Annotated in this window: 15 protein-coding genes and 1 tRNA gene; 7 read left to right on the top strand and 9 right to left on the bottom strand. The window is 66.1% G+C overall.

Annotated elements, in window-relative coordinates; genetic code table 11:
- Positions 1 to 88: 88 nt before the first annotated feature.
- Positions 89 to 1,261, bottom strand: coding sequence for a phospholipase D-like domain-containing protein (locus DKB74_RS10560; protein ID WP_109808089.1), 1,173 nt, complete (start codon positions 1,259 to 1,261; stop codon positions 89 to 91).
- Between the two features lie 149 nt (positions 1,262 to 1,410).
- On the opposite strand from DKB74_RS10560, the gene rpoZ reads away from it, so the two are divergent.
- Complete coding sequence (rpoZ, locus tag DKB74_RS10555) at positions 1,411 to 1,755, top strand: DNA-directed RNA polymerase subunit omega (protein ID WP_109808088.1); 345 nt, start codon at positions 1,411 to 1,413, stop codon at positions 1,753 to 1,755.
- A gap of 119 nt (positions 1,756 to 1,874) precedes the next feature.
- On the opposite strand, the gene DKB74_RS10550 is transcribed toward rpoZ, so the two are convergent.
- Both DKB74_RS10550 and DKB74_RS10545 read right to left on the bottom strand, forming a co-directional pair.
- On the bottom strand, positions 1,875 to 2,561 hold the full coding sequence (locus DKB74_RS10550; protein WP_109808087.1) for an RlmE family RNA methyltransferase: 687 nt from the start codon (positions 2,559 to 2,561) through the stop codon (positions 1,875 to 1,877).
- Positions 2,558 to 3,598 carry a Ppx/GppA phosphatase family protein gene (locus DKB74_RS10545; protein ID WP_239987467.1) on the bottom strand — a complete coding sequence of 347 codons (1,041 nt, stop codon included), beginning with the start codon at positions 3,596 to 3,598 and terminating at the stop codon, positions 2,558 to 2,560. The genes DKB74_RS10550 and DKB74_RS10545 overlap by 4 nt, the downstream gene beginning before the upstream one ends.
- A 184-nt stretch (positions 3,599 to 3,782) precedes the next feature.
- Here DKB74_RS10545 and DKB74_RS10540 point away from each other — a divergent pair.
- Positions 3,783 to 3,856, top strand: a tRNA-Gln gene (locus tag DKB74_RS10540).
- 41 nt (positions 3,857 to 3,897) lie between these two features.
- Here the strand turns inward: DKB74_RS10540 and DKB74_RS10535 are convergent.
- The 3 genes from DKB74_RS10535 to DKB74_RS10525 all read right to left on the bottom strand — a co-directional run bounded on the left by DKB74_RS10535 (position 3,898) and on the right by DKB74_RS10525 (position 7,036).
- Complete coding sequence (locus DKB74_RS10535; RefSeq protein WP_109808086.1) at positions 3,898 to 5,388, bottom strand: ABC transporter permease; 1,491 nt, start codon at positions 5,386 to 5,388, stop codon at positions 3,898 to 3,900.
- Complete coding sequence (locus DKB74_RS10530; RefSeq protein ID WP_109808085.1) at positions 5,385 to 6,302, bottom strand: ABC transporter ATP-binding protein; 918 nt, start codon at positions 6,300 to 6,302, stop codon at positions 5,385 to 5,387. Before DKB74_RS10530 ends, DKB74_RS10535 begins: the two co-directional genes overlap by 4 nt.
- A gap of 143 nt (positions 6,303 to 6,445) precedes the next feature.
- Positions 6,446 to 7,036 (bottom strand): TlpA disulfide reductase family protein, encoded by a 591-nt coding sequence (locus tag DKB74_RS10525; RefSeq protein ID WP_239987466.1) that lies wholly within the window; start codon positions 7,034 to 7,036, stop codon positions 6,446 to 6,448.
- Between the two features lie 16 nt (positions 7,037 to 7,052).
- Between DKB74_RS10525 and argH the strand changes: the two genes are divergently transcribed.
- Together argH and DKB74_RS10515 are read left to right on the top strand one after the other, a co-directional pair.
- On the top strand, positions 7,053 to 8,432 hold the full coding sequence (gene argH, locus DKB74_RS10520) for an argininosuccinate lyase (protein WP_109808083.1): 1,380 nt from the start codon (positions 7,053 to 7,055) through the stop codon (positions 8,430 to 8,432).
- A complete protein-coding gene (locus tag DKB74_RS10515) occupies positions 8,432 to 8,683 on the top strand; it encodes a hypothetical protein (RefSeq protein ID WP_109808082.1) in 252 nt (83 codons plus the stop codon). The genes argH and DKB74_RS10515 overlap by 1 nt, the downstream gene beginning before the upstream one ends.
- Here DKB74_RS10515 and DKB74_RS10510 read toward each other — a convergent pair.
- Positions 8,673 to 9,917 (bottom strand): hypothetical protein, encoded by a 1,245-nt coding sequence (locus tag DKB74_RS10510; protein WP_145960948.1) that lies wholly within the window; start codon positions 9,915 to 9,917, stop codon positions 8,673 to 8,675. The two genes, DKB74_RS10515 and DKB74_RS10510, sit on opposite strands and share 11 nt — an antisense overlap.
- Before the next feature lie 117 nt (positions 9,918 to 10,034).
- Between DKB74_RS10510 and lysA the strand changes: the two genes are divergently transcribed.
- Genes lysA through DKB74_RS10495 form a run of 3 tightly spaced genes read left to right on the top strand, consistent with a single transcriptional unit; the run spans position 10,035 to position 13,020 of the window.
- Complete coding sequence (lysA, locus tag DKB74_RS10505; protein ID WP_109808080.1) at positions 10,035 to 11,297, top strand: diaminopimelate decarboxylase; 1,263 nt, start codon at positions 10,035 to 10,037, stop codon at positions 11,295 to 11,297.
- On the top strand, positions 11,294 to 12,070 hold the full coding sequence (locus DKB74_RS10500; protein WP_109808079.1) for a precorrin-2 dehydrogenase/sirohydrochlorin ferrochelatase family protein: 777 nt from the start codon (positions 11,294 to 11,296) through the stop codon (positions 12,068 to 12,070). The genes lysA and DKB74_RS10500 overlap by 4 nt, the downstream gene beginning before the upstream one ends.
- Positions 12,067 to 13,020, top strand: a complete 954-nt coding sequence (locus DKB74_RS10495) for a zinc transporter ZntB (protein WP_109808078.1) — start codon at positions 12,067 to 12,069, stop codon at positions 13,018 to 13,020. Before DKB74_RS10500 ends, DKB74_RS10495 begins: the two co-directional genes overlap by 4 nt.
- Here the strand turns inward: DKB74_RS10495 and DKB74_RS10490 are convergent.
- Both DKB74_RS10490 and DKB74_RS10485 read right to left on the bottom strand, forming a co-directional pair.
- Positions 12,995 to 13,597, bottom strand: coding sequence for a response regulator (locus DKB74_RS10490; RefSeq protein ID WP_239987465.1), 603 nt, complete (start codon positions 13,595 to 13,597; stop codon positions 12,995 to 12,997). The two genes, DKB74_RS10495 and DKB74_RS10490, sit on opposite strands and share 26 nt — an antisense overlap.
- A gap of 75 nt (positions 13,598 to 13,672) precedes the next feature.
- On the bottom strand, positions 13,673 to 14,212 hold the full coding sequence (locus tag DKB74_RS10485) for an NADPH-dependent FMN reductase (RefSeq protein ID WP_109808077.1): 540 nt from the start codon (positions 14,210 to 14,212) through the stop codon (positions 13,673 to 13,675).
- Between the last annotated feature and the right edge of the window lie 2 nt (positions 14,213 to 14,214).

Raw genomic sequence — 14,214 nt, 5'->3', positions numbered from 1 at the left:
CGAACCCACAGCGCGCGGGCGGTGCTATTCCTGGTGATGAAAGGGGAAAGCGGGCACGACGGCCGAACCGCCAACGGCGCTGCGGCAGTTACTGTTCGCGCGGATCGCGCCCGAAATTTAAGCGGCGCGTCACGTTATAATCGAGCACCGCCATCACGAAATAGGCGCACATCTGCTTGAACCGGACCCATAATGTCGTGCGCCGCTTGTACAACGCCGGCGTGATCGCTTCCGAACTCGCGATTTCGCCTTCGACATAGGCGCGGACATGCGCGGCAAAGGCCGGGCACTCGATCCGCAGCATCAGTTCCAGATTGAGGAACATGCTGCGGATGTCGAAATTCGCCGATCCGATGTGCACGACATCGTCGATCACGAACAGCTTCGTATGCAGCTTGGTCGGCTGATATTCATAAACCTGGACCTGTTTGCGCAACAGCCCGGCATAGGTAAAGCGCGCGGCCCAGATCGCGGCGCCATGATCCATTTTCGACGGCAGCACGACTCGCACCCGGCCGCGCACCCCGACCTTGTCCAGCCGCCGCAACATTGCGGGATTGGGCGCGAAATAGGCAGCGATCAGATCGATCCGCTGCGAATCCTCCATGTCCTTCTTCACCACCCGCGCCCAGGGGGACAGGCGCCGGGTCGGGCCGCCGAGCAGCCAGCGCGCATTGCCGTGCGGCTCGCTCCATTGTTTCAGGGCTTCGGTCAGTTTCGAAAGCGGCGCGCGCTGATGCCGCACCCAGCGCGACAGGGCGTCGAAATATCCCACCAGCCGCGCCGCCGCCGGCCCTTCGACCAGCAGCCCCAGATCGCGCCACGCCTCTTGCGCTGCCGTCCCGAAATAGCTGTCCTCGATATTGAAGCCGCCGATGATGACGCGCTCCTCATCGGCGAGCGCCAGCTTCTGATGGTTGCGCAGCAGATAGCGCCGCCCCCATCGCGGCACGAAACGACAGACCTGCGCGCCGGCCTCGCACAGCGGATCGAAGAAATTCCTGCTCGCCGCCTGCTCGCTGCCCAGCCCGTCGACGATCAGCGAAACCGTCACCCCGCGCCGCGCCGCGTCGATCAGCGCGTCGCGAATCGCCTCGCCCGCTTCGTCGGCGACATAGATATAATAAAGCAGCCGCAGCGAACGCTTCGCCCCCGCGATCAGGTCGAGCAGCGCGCGCATCCGGTCCGGCCCGCGCGTGATCATCGTCAGGCGATTGCCGTCGACAACATGGCTGTACGGGGGCGTATCCTGATCGCTCATTACCTCCTGATGGGGCCGGGTGCGGCAAAGAACAAGCCATCGCCGCGGCAAATCCGGCCGGGCGATACCGGCGCATTCCTTGACAGCAGCGCCTCGCATCCCTAGGTGCTGTGCCTTTCCGGAAACCCTGAGATTCGAGGAAGCCGCGCATGGCTCGCGTCACTGTCGAAGATTGTGTCGACAAGGTCCCCAACCGTTTCGATCTGGTCCTGTTCGCCGCGCAGCGCGCACGGCAGATTTCGGGCGGCGCCGATCTGACCATCGATCGCGATCGCGATAAAAATCCCGTCGTCGCCCTGCGCGAAATCGCCGAGCAGACGGTTCGTCCCGACCATCTGGAGGAAGCCGTTGTCGGCGGGCTCCAGCGGGTCCAGATCGACGATGAGGAAGCGCCCGACGAAATCGGTTCGCTCTCGGCCTCGGCCGAAGCGCTGCGCCTCACCGCAGCCGCTCCGCCGCGCAACACCAATGTCGGCGGCGATTACGAAGGCTGATCGCGCGACAGACGGTTTGATGAAAAAAGGGCCCCGGCGTATCGATCGCCGGGGCCCTTTTTCTTGCATCGCGCACGAAAGGCGAACCGCCGCCGACGCGAGTCGCACGCCGGTTCCGGCTATTCCGCCTCGCCCGCGTCTTCGCTCCGCCCCTTGAACCCCTGCGCAACGACATACCATTCGACCGAGCCCTTGCGGCTGGCGGGCGGCTTGGCATGCTTCACCGTTGCGAAATTGCGCTTCATTTCGGCGACCAGCGCCGAATCGGCGCCGCCGGCAAACACCTTGGCGACGAACGCCCCGCCCGGCTCGAGCGTTTCGCAGGCAAAGGCAAAGGCGGTTTCAACCAGCCCCATGGTGCGCAGCGCATCGGTCTGCGGATGGCCGACGGTATTCGCCGCCATGTCCGACAGGACCAGATCGGGAGCACCGCCCAGCGCTTCGATCAGCTTTTCGGGCGCCGCATCGTCCATGAAATCCATCTGCAGGATCGTCGCCCCGTCGATCGGGTCGACCGGCAGCAAATCGATGCCGACGACGGCGGCCTTGGGCAATCTCCGGCGCACCACCTGAGTCCAGCCGCCAGGCGCGATGCCCAGATCGACGATTCGCCGAGCGCCCTTCAGAAATCCGAATTTCTCGTCGAGCTCGGTCAGTTTATAGGCTGCGCGGCTGCGATAGCCCTCCGCCTTGGCGCGCTTCACATAAGGGTCGTTGAGCTGGCGTTCGAGCCAGCGTGTCGATTGCGCGGTTCGCCCCCGCGACGTGCGCACGCGCGTATGGCCGCGCCCGCCGCCCCGGCTCATGTCCGCTGTCCCTGCATCAAACGCCGCAATATGCCCTCCCGAATCCCACGATCGGCGATCCCTAGCCGCTCGGCGGGCCATAAATCGAGGATCGTTTCAAGGATCGCGCAGCCCGCGACGACCAGATCGGCGCGCTCGCCACCGATACACGGCACCTGCGACCGTTCCGCCACGCTCATCCCGGCCAGTTGGGCGCTGACGCCGCGCATCGCCGCGACCGGCACGATCAGTCCGTCGATCACGGCCCGGTCATAGGCCTCGAGCCCCAGATGGACGCTCGCCAGCGTCGTCACCGTACCGCTCGTACCCAGCAGCCGCGGGCGCCCCGGCGGCGCTTTCAGCCGCTTGGCAAAGGGCGCGAAACTCTCACGCACCCGCGCGCGCATATCGGCATAGGCCGCGGCACGCGCCTCGGGCGAATCGCCGCGCGCAGTCGCTTCGGTCAGCGACACCACGCCCCAGGGCGCGCTGTGCCAGTCGAGAATCGGCGGCACTTCCTCGCCCGGACCGACCAGCACCAATTCGGTCGATCCGCCGCCGATATCGAACACCAGTGCGGGCCCGTCGCCCGGTTCGAGCAGCGCATGGCACCCCAGCACGGCCAGCCGCGCTTCCTCTTCGGCGGTAATGATGTCGAGCGCGATCCCGGTTTCGCGATAGACGCGTTCGATGAACTGGGTGCCGTTGCTCGCGCGGCGGCACGCCTCGGTCGCGACCGAACGCGACAATGCCACATTGCGCTTGCGCAGCTTGTCGGCACAGACGCGCAGCGCCGCGATGGTCCGTTCGATCGCCGCATCGCTGAGCTGGCCATGCGTGGCGAGCCCTTCGCCGAGCCGGACGATGCGCGAAAACGCATCGACCACGGCAAATCCCGCCCCCTGGGGCCGGGCGATCAGCAACCGACAATTATTGGTGCCAAGGTCGAGCGCGGCAAAATGGCGCGCATGGGGCCATCGCCCCCGCCCTGAAGATGTTGATGCGGTCGTCGCGCGCGAGGAGCCATGGCCGGGGCCGTTGCTCCCTGGGCGCGGCATCCTGGCGGAGCCGTCCCCCATATAATCCACTCGCTTATGTTCTTTCCGTCACGGATCGAAAAGCCGATCCGACCGGCGCTTGCATGCGAGGCTAGCGCAGCGGGAGCCGCGGAGCAAGCTGGCGCCCGACAAGGCGTTGACATGCGCGGGGCCGCCGCCTATTTCGCGCCCCTCATTACGGCATTGCCCTGTCGTCTAATGGTAAGACTACGGACTCTGACTCCGTCAATCGTGGTTCGAATCCACGCGGGGCATCCAAACTTCCACAGCGCCGGCAAAATTCCCCTTGCGGGGGCCGCTCATGCCTCGCGGCGACGCATGAGCTGGCCGATCTGCTTCAAACTGGCCTTTTCGCCCGCCGCGAGCAGGCTGTGGCGGAAAACGCGGCCGAGGAAGATGAATTCGACGGCGATGAACGCGGCAAGCAGCACGCCCGCACCGATCACTTCGAGCATCGGCACGCCCGATCCCAGCCGGGCGAGCATCGTGAAGGGCGTATAGAGCGGAATCCACGTCATCACCTGCACCGCCAGCCCGCCGGTCTGCGACATCACTGCCTGCGCGATAAAGGCAAAGGGCATGGCGATCACCAGAATCACTGGCGTCAGATAGCTTTGCGCGTCGCGGAAACTGTCGCTCATCGCCCCGATCGCCAGGAAGATCATCGACACCATCACATAGCCGGCGAGGAAGAAGTAGAGCATCGTCAGGATGACCCCCGGCGTTGCCACCGGCGCGATCGCGAGTCGCATCATATCGGCAATCTGGCCATGCGCGGCAAAGGCGACGCCGGCGGCGCAGACCGCCCAGAACAGCACCATCACCAGCCCGACCGCGACCGTGCCGAACAATTTGCCGTACATCAGTTCATTGGGGCTGATACAGGCAAGCACGGTCTCGATCAGCTTGTTCGACCGTTCCTCGACCGTTCCCTGCAACATCCAGCTGCCCGAAAGCAGCAGCGACATGAGCAGGATATAGGCAAGCAGCAGTGGCAGGATCGACTGGATCAACACCTTTTCGCGTCCGCCACCGGGCGGCGGGCTATTGATCCTGATTGCCGGGACCAGCGTGTTCGCGGCGACGGATTGCTGGGCGCTCAGCCCGGCATCCTGCAGATACTGCACCCGCATCGTACCCGTCAGCACCGACTGGACGGTCTGCACGAAGCCGGGCGAAACGCGACCGTTCGACCAGATCCGCACCGGCGTCTGCGGCGTCACGCGCTCGGGCACGTACAGCACATAATCCAGCTTGCGCAGGTCCGAATCCTCGGGCGGGTCGAGATAGGGTTTCACCAGCGCGTCGAGCTGCGCAGGCGGCGCGGCCGCAATATCGGCAGGCGTTTTGACGATCTCGTAATTCGCCTCGGGCGCTTCGAATTCGGGCGTCCCCTTCGGCGCGGCGGCGGCCAGCTTCTTCGCCACTGCGTCGGCGCCGCCATCGGCAGCGAATTGCGCAGCGTCGGCATCGGTATACCAGCGGTCATGCTGTGCCCAGGGCGCGGCGGGATCGACCGATTCGAGCCCATAGCGTTCGACATAACGGGCCAGGGCACCGAGCACGCGCTGCTGCTCGTCAAGCTCGATCCGCTGCGCCACGGCCCGACCCGCGCCGCTGCCGCCGTCGATCAACATCACGTTGCGCGTATCCGAATCGCCCAGAAACGACTGGGCAAGCGGCCCGACTGCAAGCGCGACCGGCAGGATCAGCAGCGTGAACCAGAAACTGCGCGTCGCGGCGATCTGGCGAAATTCGCGCGCGGCGACGAGGAGGATGTGCTGGATCATGCGCGCGCCTCCCCGGCACCGACGATATGGATGAAAACATCATGCAGGCTGGGCTTGTGCTGTTCGAACCCGCGCAGGGCAAAACCGCGCTGCGTACAGGCTTCGAGCAGGTCGCCCGGATCGCGGCCCTGCTCCATCTCCACTGCCCATGCGGTCCAGCCATGTTCCGCCGGCCCGGCCATGGTCGCGCGGGCGACGCCCGGCAGGCCGTTGGGCGCCTCACGCGACAGGATGGTCAGCCGCGCCGGCAATTCGGCGCGCGCTTCGTCGAGCGTGCCTTCGAATCGCTTGGCCCCCTTGGCCAGCAGCAACAGGCGATCGCACAGCCGTTCGGCATGCTGCATGACATGAGTGGAAAACACGACCGTGGCGCCCCCTTGCGAAGCACGCCGTATCTCGTCCTCCAACAGCCCCTGATTGACCGGGTCGAGCCCCGAAAACGGTTCGTCGAGGATCAGCAGGCGCGGCTTGTTCACCACTGCGGTGGCGAGCTGCACCTTCTGCGCCATGCCCTTGGACAGCTTGTCGACATTGGTCTTGGCAAAATCGGACAGGCCGAACCGTTCGAGCAACCGCTCGCCCTCGGCCCGTGCATCGCCCGCGCTCATCCCCTTCAACCGCCCGAAATAGACGATCGTGTCGATCGCGCTCATCGTCTTGTAGAGGCCGCGCTCTTCGGGAAGGAAGCCCAGATCGGCGCTGTTCTCGCGCCCCGGCGCCTTGCCCAGCACTTCGATCCGCCCGGCGGTCGGCCGGATGATGTCGAGCACCATGCGCAGCGACGTCGTCTTGCCCGCGCCATTGCCGCCCAGAAAGCCGTACACTTCCCCCTCGGGCACCGCAAAGCTCAGATCGTTGACGGCGGTGACATTGCCGAACCGCTTCGTGACCTGATCGAGTAATAACGCTGTCATCGGTGCCCCCGGGAAATCGGCTGTATTACTGGACTGTATCAGCGCGGTTTTCAACCGCTCGGCGATATGGCGCACCGCAATGCGGCTTTGCCCGACAGCGTGTTTTCGCGGACCGCGCGGCCCGGCCCGATCCGGTTTGCGCGCTAGCTTGCTTCGGCGATCAGTTCCGCCGCCGCGTCGCCAGTCCAGTCCATCCCGCCCAGCATCCGCCAGACCTCGCGCCCTTGCGAATCATACAGGATGGTGGTCGGCAAATTGGTCTGCATCGACAGGCTGAAGGCCGCTTCATCGTCGCGATAGGGCTGGAGATGGGCGTAGCGGTTCTTGGCAAAGAACGCCGCGACCTTCTCCGCGCCGTCGAAATCCTGGCTTAGCGCGATCACCTGCACCTTGCCGGCCTCGCGCCCGGCCAGCGTATCGAGCGTCGGCAGTTCGGCGACACAGGGCGCGCACCAGGTCGCCCACAGGTTGAGCAGCACCGGCTTGCCCTGGAAAGCGTCGAGCGACGTTTCCGATCCGTCGGGCGCAACGATCTTGAGATGCGGTGCCATTTCGCCGGCATGGCTGCGATCGAGCTTGCCGATTTCCTCCACGGCGGCATTGCCGTCGACAGGCGGCATCGGCGCGTCGACGGGAAGCGCGTCGTTCGCTTGCTCCGGCGGGTTGCTTTGCCTATCGCAGCCGGCGAGCGAAGCTGCGAAAGCGACAAGGAGAAACGCGATTACCGGGCGCAAGACAGGCTCCAACAGCATGTGGGGCGGGCGGTTCGCCGAAGGCCCCTCGGCAGTGATGCGCGAGATAAACGCCTCGATCCCGTTCGACAAGCGACTGTGGCAGCAGGACATCGCCGGATCGCAGGCGCATGTCGCGATGCTGGGCAAGCAGGGCATTGTCGCGCCCGAGGATGCGCAGACGATTTCGCAGGGCCTTGATGCCGTCGCCGCCGATTTCGAACGCGACGGCGTGCCGGTCGATTATGCGCTCGAAGACATCCATATGGTCACCGAAAGCGCGCTGGCCGAAAAGATCGGCCCGGTCGCCGGACGCCTGCACACCGCACGTTCGCGCAACGATCAGGTCGCGACCGATTTCCGCCTGTGGACGCGCGAAGCGATGGACGAGGCGGCAGCCGGGCTGAAGGCGCTGCAAACTGCGCTGCTCGCGCGCGCCGGGGAACATGCCGACAGCGTGATGCCCGGTTTCACGCACCTCCAGTCCGCCCAGCCGGTGACGCTCGGCCACCATCTGATGGCCTATTATGAGATGTTCGCGCGCGATCGGGCGCGGCTTGCCGATGCACGCGCGCGGCTCAATCGCTGCCCGCTCGGCGCCGCCGCGCTGGCCGGCACCGGCTTTCCGATCGACCGCGAAGCGACTGCCGCCGCGCTCGGCTTCGATGGCCCGACGCGCAATTCGCTCGATTCGGTATCGGATCGTGATTTCGCGATCGAATATCTGACCGCCGCCGTGCAGGCATCGCTGCATCTGAGCCGGCTTGCCGAAGAATTCGTGATCTGGGCGAGCCAGCCCTTCGGCTTCGTCAAACTGTCCGACCAATGGTCGACCGGATCGTCGATCATGCCGCAAAAGCGCAACCCCGATGCCGCCGAGCTGGTGCGCGGCCATGCCGGGCGCATCCTGGGCTGCATGACCAGCCTGATGGTGACGATGAAGGGGCTGCCGCTCGCCTATTCAAAGGACATGCAGGACGACAAGCCGCCGGTGTTCGAAGCGCACGACCTGCTGGGGCTCAGCATCGCGGCGATGACCGGGATGGTCGAAAGCGCGCAATTCCGCACCGATCGGATGCGCGGGCTGGCCGAATCGGGCTTTGCCACCGCGACCGACCTTGCCGACTGGCTGGTACGCGAAGGCGGCGTGCCCTTCCGCGAAGCGCATCACATCACCGGTCGCGCCGTCGCGCGGGCCGAAGCCGATGGCGTGCGGCTCGACCAGTTGCCGATCGAAGCCTTGCGCGAAGTGGATGCGCGGATCGACGAACGCGTCTATGACGTGCTCAGCGTCGATGCGTCGGTATCGAGCCGGATGAGCTTTGGCGGCACTGCGCCCGCACGGGTTCGCGAAGCCATTGCGACTGCACGCCAGGCGCTGGAAGAGGAAGATCAGTGATGCGGACCGCCCTTGTCGCCGTCACCACCAGTGCACTGCTCCTGCTGTCAGGCTGTGGCGCGCGCGAATCGCTCGAACCTTCGGCGGGCCAGCCGCTGCCGGTCGCGCCCTATGGCGCAGAAGCGACTCCCACGCCCGACGATTTGCTGGCCGCGCCGGTCCAGACGCGCCCGGCGCGCAGCGACGATCTGATCGAAAGCTCGGAAAAGCGCCGCAACGACGATTTCGACCTGCCGCCGCCTAATCGCTGATCGCGCCTGCCGCAGCGGCGGAATTCGCACCCGATCCGGGCGTTGCGTTCTCGCTTTCGAACGACGTCATGCCAAGCGCGGCCATGCCCATCAGGCTGAGCGCGCTGGCCGGTCCCATCGCGACGAATACCAGGATGCCGGTAACGATCGGCGCCGTGCCGATCGCCTGACGCAATCCCGAATACATGCCGCGCGCGCCCGCGACGAGCAGCACCAGCATCACCAGCGTCCCGACCATTTCATGTATCTTTTCGAACATGTGCGCGATCGGGAACGCGAGCGTGAAGATTACGAAACCGACCGCGAAGATCGTCCAGCCGCCCGCGTCCTTTTGCGGCACGGCTGGCGCGGCCGTCGCGGCGGGTGCCGCCGCGGGCGGTGATTCGTCGGGCAGCGTCTCGCCCGCCGCGGCCCGGCGCTGAATTTCCTCGAGCACGCGGGCCTGTGCGGCGGTGGCCGCTGCGTCTTTCGAACCGGTCGCGCGGAACAGCCCTTCGAAAATATCCGATACCGGCGGCAGTTCCTCGTCGGGAACTTCCGCTTCGCTCTCGGCAGCGGCTTCTGCGCGCCGCTCGTGCAGGGCAAGCTGATAGGCGCGTTCGAGATCGACATCGCGCGGCCCGACCGGACGCCCCGCATCGGCGAAGGTATAGAGCATCAGCGCCGCCGCCTTGAACGCGTCGGTTTCCACCGGCGTCCATTCGGGATTGCTGATCCGCGCAAGATCGTCGGCATGCGCCGCCGGATCGGGCACCGGATCGTCAGCGGCCGGCGGCACGCGCACCTGATACTGCGACAGCATCGCGCCCAGATCGCCTTGCGCCTCGGCTTCGAGCAAGTCGCGCGCGACATTGAGCAGCAACATGAAATCGGGGAAATCGGCATCGATGGCGCCTTCGGCCAGCAGGCGCGGGCGCGCCTTGTCGGCGATTTCCACAATCACCGCGCGCTTCTGCAGCTCGCCCAGCCTTGCCGGATAATCGTCCGCCGCCGCTGCCGCTTCACTCGGTCGCGGCGGCAATTCGGGGTGCAGCCGAACCTTGCTGCCATCCTTCATCGTCAGCTCATACACCGCGGTCTCCGGGTCGGCGCCGGGCGGCGGCGCCAGGTACAGCGGGCCTTCGCCGAACACGAACTGCGCCCCGCAGGATCCGCAGGTCAGCTCCTGCCTGCCCAGGCCGTCGGCGCGAACCGGTTCAAGGCAGTTTCGGCAATGCGTGAAGATCATCCGCATGGGTCTCCGCTGTTCCGGGAGCACATCGTTTAGGGTACGCAACAACATATCTGCAATGCCGTGCAGCCAGAAAAGTCCCTTTCCAGCGCTTTCGCTTTCCCCCATGGACGGCGCGCCATGGATCATTTCACGCTTCAGAACGGCGAGCTCTACGCCGAGGATATTCCGGTTTCGCGGATCGCAGCCGAAGTCGGCACGCCGGTCTATATCTATTCGGCGGCGACGCTGCGCCGCCATGCGCGGGTGTTTCGCGAAGGGCTGTCGGCGCTGCCGCGCGTCCATTGCGCCTTTGCGATCAAGGCCAATCCCAACCTCGCGGTGCTGCGCGTGCTGGCACAGGAAGGGTTCGGCGCGGACGTGGTTTCGGTGGGCGAAATGAAGCGCGCGCTGGCGAGCGGCATGGCGGCAAAGGACATCGTCTTTTCGGGCGTCGGAAAGTCGCGCAGGGAACTCGCCGCCGCGCTCGACGCCGGAATCGGCCAGTTCAATCTGGAGCTTGAGGAAGAAGGCGTCGTGCTGGCACAGCTCGCTGCCGAACGCGGGATCACGGCGCCTGCGGTGCTGCGCGTCAATCCCGATGTCGATGCAGGCACGCATGAAAAGATTTCGACCGGCAAGGCAGAGAACAAGTTCGGCCTGCCGATCGATCAGGCACCGGCGATATTCGACCGGCTGGCAAAGCTGCCCGGCCTGAATTTGCGCGGCGTGGCCGTCCATATCGGCAGCCAGCTGACCAGCCTCGACCCGCTCGAAGCCGCCTTTACCCGCGTCGGCGCGCTGGTGGCCGATCTCCGGGCGGGCGGGCACGCCATCACCCATGTCGATCTGGGCGGCGGCCTGGGCGTCCCCTATCGTCCCGGCGAAACCCCGCCGAGCCCCGCCGATTTCGGCGCGATGGTAGCGCGCGTGACGCGCGACTGGGACGTCGAGCTGATGTTCGAACCGGGCCGCGTCATCGCCGCCAATGCCGGCGTCTTCGTTACCGAGGTCCTGTGGGTGAAGCCGGGCGTTACCCATCCCTGGGTCATTGTCGACGGCGCGATGAACGATCTGACCCGCGTCGCCATGTACGACGCCTATCACGCCGTCGAATCGGTGCGCCCAAGCGGCACGCGGATCACCGCGAACATCGCCGGACCGGTATGCGAATCGAGCGATGTCTTTGCCAAGGCGCGCGAAATCGACGCGGTCGAGAGCGGCGACCTGATCGTCCTGCGTAGCGCCGGCGCCTATGGCGCGACGATGGCGAGCACCTATAACAGCCGCCCGCTGGTGCCCGAAGTGCTGGTCGAGGGCAGCCGCTATGCCATCGTCGCCGAACGCATCGCTGCGGAAACGATCATGTCCGAGGAGAATGTCCCGGACTGGCTGACCGCATGAGCGCAACCGGCCTTCCGGTGCTGCTGCGGCTCGCCGGACGGCCGGTGATTCTGCTCGGCGAGGGCGAGGCCGCCCAGGCGAAACGCCGTCTGCTCGAACGTGCCGGTGCGCGGATTTGCGGCGAGGATGGCGACGCGGCGCTGGCGATTGTCGCCATCGAAGACACCGAAACCGCAATCGCCGCGATCGCCCGGCTCAGGGCGCGCGGCGTGCTGATCAACGCCACCGACCGGCCCGACCAGTGCGACTTCACGCTGCCGGCGATTGTCGACCGCGATCCGGTGCTGATCGCCATCGCCACCGGCGGCGCTTCGGCGGGACTTGCGGCGGCGCTGCGCCAGCGTTTCGAAACACTGCTCCCCGCCGGGCTGGGCGCACTGGCTTCGGGACTGAAAGAGGCGCGGGCGGCGTTGCGGACCCGCTGGCCCGATGGCGGCGACCGGCGCCGCGCCATCGGCGCCGCGCTGGCGCCCGGCGGCGCGCTCGACCCTCTTGCCGATCACGCGGAGGACTGTGTGGCCGGGTGGCTGGCGGCGGCCGACACTCCGGCAGGGTCCGATCTGGTCCGCATCACGCTGACTTCGGTCGACCCCGATGATCTGACGCTGCGCACCGCGCGCCTGCTGGGGCAGGCGGACAGGGTCTTCCATCGCGCGGACGTTCCCGCCGCGATCCTCGACCGCGCCCGGGCCGACGCGGCGCGGCACCCCTGCGCCGCGCCGCCCGCCGATCCCGGCCCCGGCCTTTCCCTGGATCTGGAGATGAAGCGATGAGCGGCTTTGCCTATGTGGTGCACGACGGCCATGTCGAATCGCCCGACCTGCACGATGCATTGCAGCGCGCCGGCGAACTGCGCTGGTTCCACCTTACCACCAATGACGATCAGGCCCGGCGCTGGCTGACCGACGCGGCGCAATTGCCCCCGTTCATCGTCGATGCGCTGACGGCGGCGGAAACCCGGCCGCGCTGCGATCCGGTGGGCGATGGCGCGGTGATCAATCTTCGCGGACTTTCCTCGGCAATGCTCACTGCATCGGATCCGCTGGCGTCGATCCGCCTCTATGCCAGCGAAGGCAATGTCTTCTCGGTAACGCGCAAGCCGATGAACGCGGTCGATTCGGTCCGGCTGCAGGTCGAAAACGGACGCGTGCTCGACCCCGGCGACCTGATCGCCGCAATCGGCGATGCGATCACGGCCGAGCTCGATCCGATGGTCGCCGATCTGGGCGACGGGCTCGACGATTGCGAGGAAAACCTCGACATTGCCCATGCGTTCGAATTGCGGCGCAGCGTCAACGATGTGCGGATTCGCGCGATCGGCTATCGCCGCTTCCTGTCGCCGCAACGCTCCGCGCTGGAAAAGCTCAGCACGCTGCCGCAACCCTGGCTGCGCGACGATGATCGCCTTCATCTCGCCGCCGCCGCCGATCGCGCCGCGCGCATGGCCGAAGAGCTGGAGAGCATTCGCGAACGCGCTGCGCTGACGCATGAAACGCTGACCGATCTGCGCGCCGAACAGATCGATCAGCGCTCGCTGATCATCGCGGTGGTGGCGATGGTGTTCCTGCCGCTGACGTTCCTGACCGGCCTGCTCGGCATGAATGTCGAGGGGATACCCTTTGCCCATCGCCCCTGGGCGTTTGACGGCGTGGTCCTGGTTTGCGTCGTGATGGCGATCGCCATCACTGCCTATTTCGTCAGAAGGCACTGGTTCCGACGCTGAGCCGCTCGACTTCGTCGTGCAGCGCCTGAATCGAAGCGATCAGCCGGGTCCGGTCGGCACGGCTGGTCGCCAGTTCGGTGCGCGCTTCGCCCAGTTCGATCGCGCGCGCCGCGATCCGCGCGTCGAGCGCAAGGTTCGATCGCTTCAATTCCTCGATCCGCCGCGACCGCGCCAGCGTGCGTGCGATCCGCGCGGCAAGCACCGAAAATTCGAACGGTTTGGCGACATAATCGTCCGCCCCCGAAGCCAGCGCATCGACTCCGCTTTGCGGATCGTCGCCGCCGGTAATCATGATGACGGGCAGATCGGCGGTATCGGGCGCGCTGCGGATTTCGCGCAGCACCGCCAGTCCGTTGACATGCGGCATCCGCATGTCGAGCAGGACCAGATCGAACCCGCGCCCCGATATCAGGTCGAGCGCTTCGGCGCCGCTGTCCGACTGGACGACCATATAGCCCAGATCGCCGAGTCGACGCGCCATGACGTTGAGGTTCGTCCGGCTCTCATCGACGGCCAATATGGTCCGCATATGTTTGCGCGACGCCAAATGCCGATTTTCGCCTGCCGAATCGTCCATCGCCAGCCCCCATGTATGGAGTGGCGCATGCTAGGCGGCAGCGGTCACAAAATGGTTAAGCCCGGCGTCGGCAGGTCAGCGTCGATCCAGGAAATCGAAGATCTGGCCGACCATGATCGCCATCTGCCCCGTGCATTCGGCCACCGCATCGCCTTCGCCCATCGTGTTGATCGCGATGCCGATCGGCGTCGGCCAGCCGCGCAGCGCATGCGCGACGGTGCGCAGCGCCTGCAATGTCGAAACCGCCGCCTGCCACCCCGCCGCCGTGGCGATCAGCCCGACCGGCATGCCGTCGAAATAGACGCGCGCGTCCTTGCTGGTCAGCTCGACATGGTCGAGCGCATTCTTGACCAGCCCCGAAAGCGTGCCGTGATAGCCGGGCGAGCCGATCAGCACCGCATCTGCGCTGCGCAGCGTTTCGATGAACGCATCGACGCGCGGCAGGTTTTCCGCCGCTTCGGGATCGAAATTGGGAAAGTCGATCGCTTCGCCGGTAAGCAGCGTCGTGCGCGCACCGCGCGCCTCGGCAATGGCGAGCGCGGCGGCAAGCGCCCGGCCAGTGGAGGATTGCGGGCGCAGCGTGCCACCCAGTGCGACGATGTGCGGTTCGGTCATCA

The sequence above is a fragment of the Stakelama portus genome (assembly GCF_003171655.1).
Classification (GTDB): domain Bacteria; phylum Pseudomonadota; class Alphaproteobacteria; order Sphingomonadales; family Sphingomonadaceae; genus Sphingomonas; species Sphingomonas portus.
This window is presented reverse-complemented; position numbering and strand designations above follow the sequence as displayed.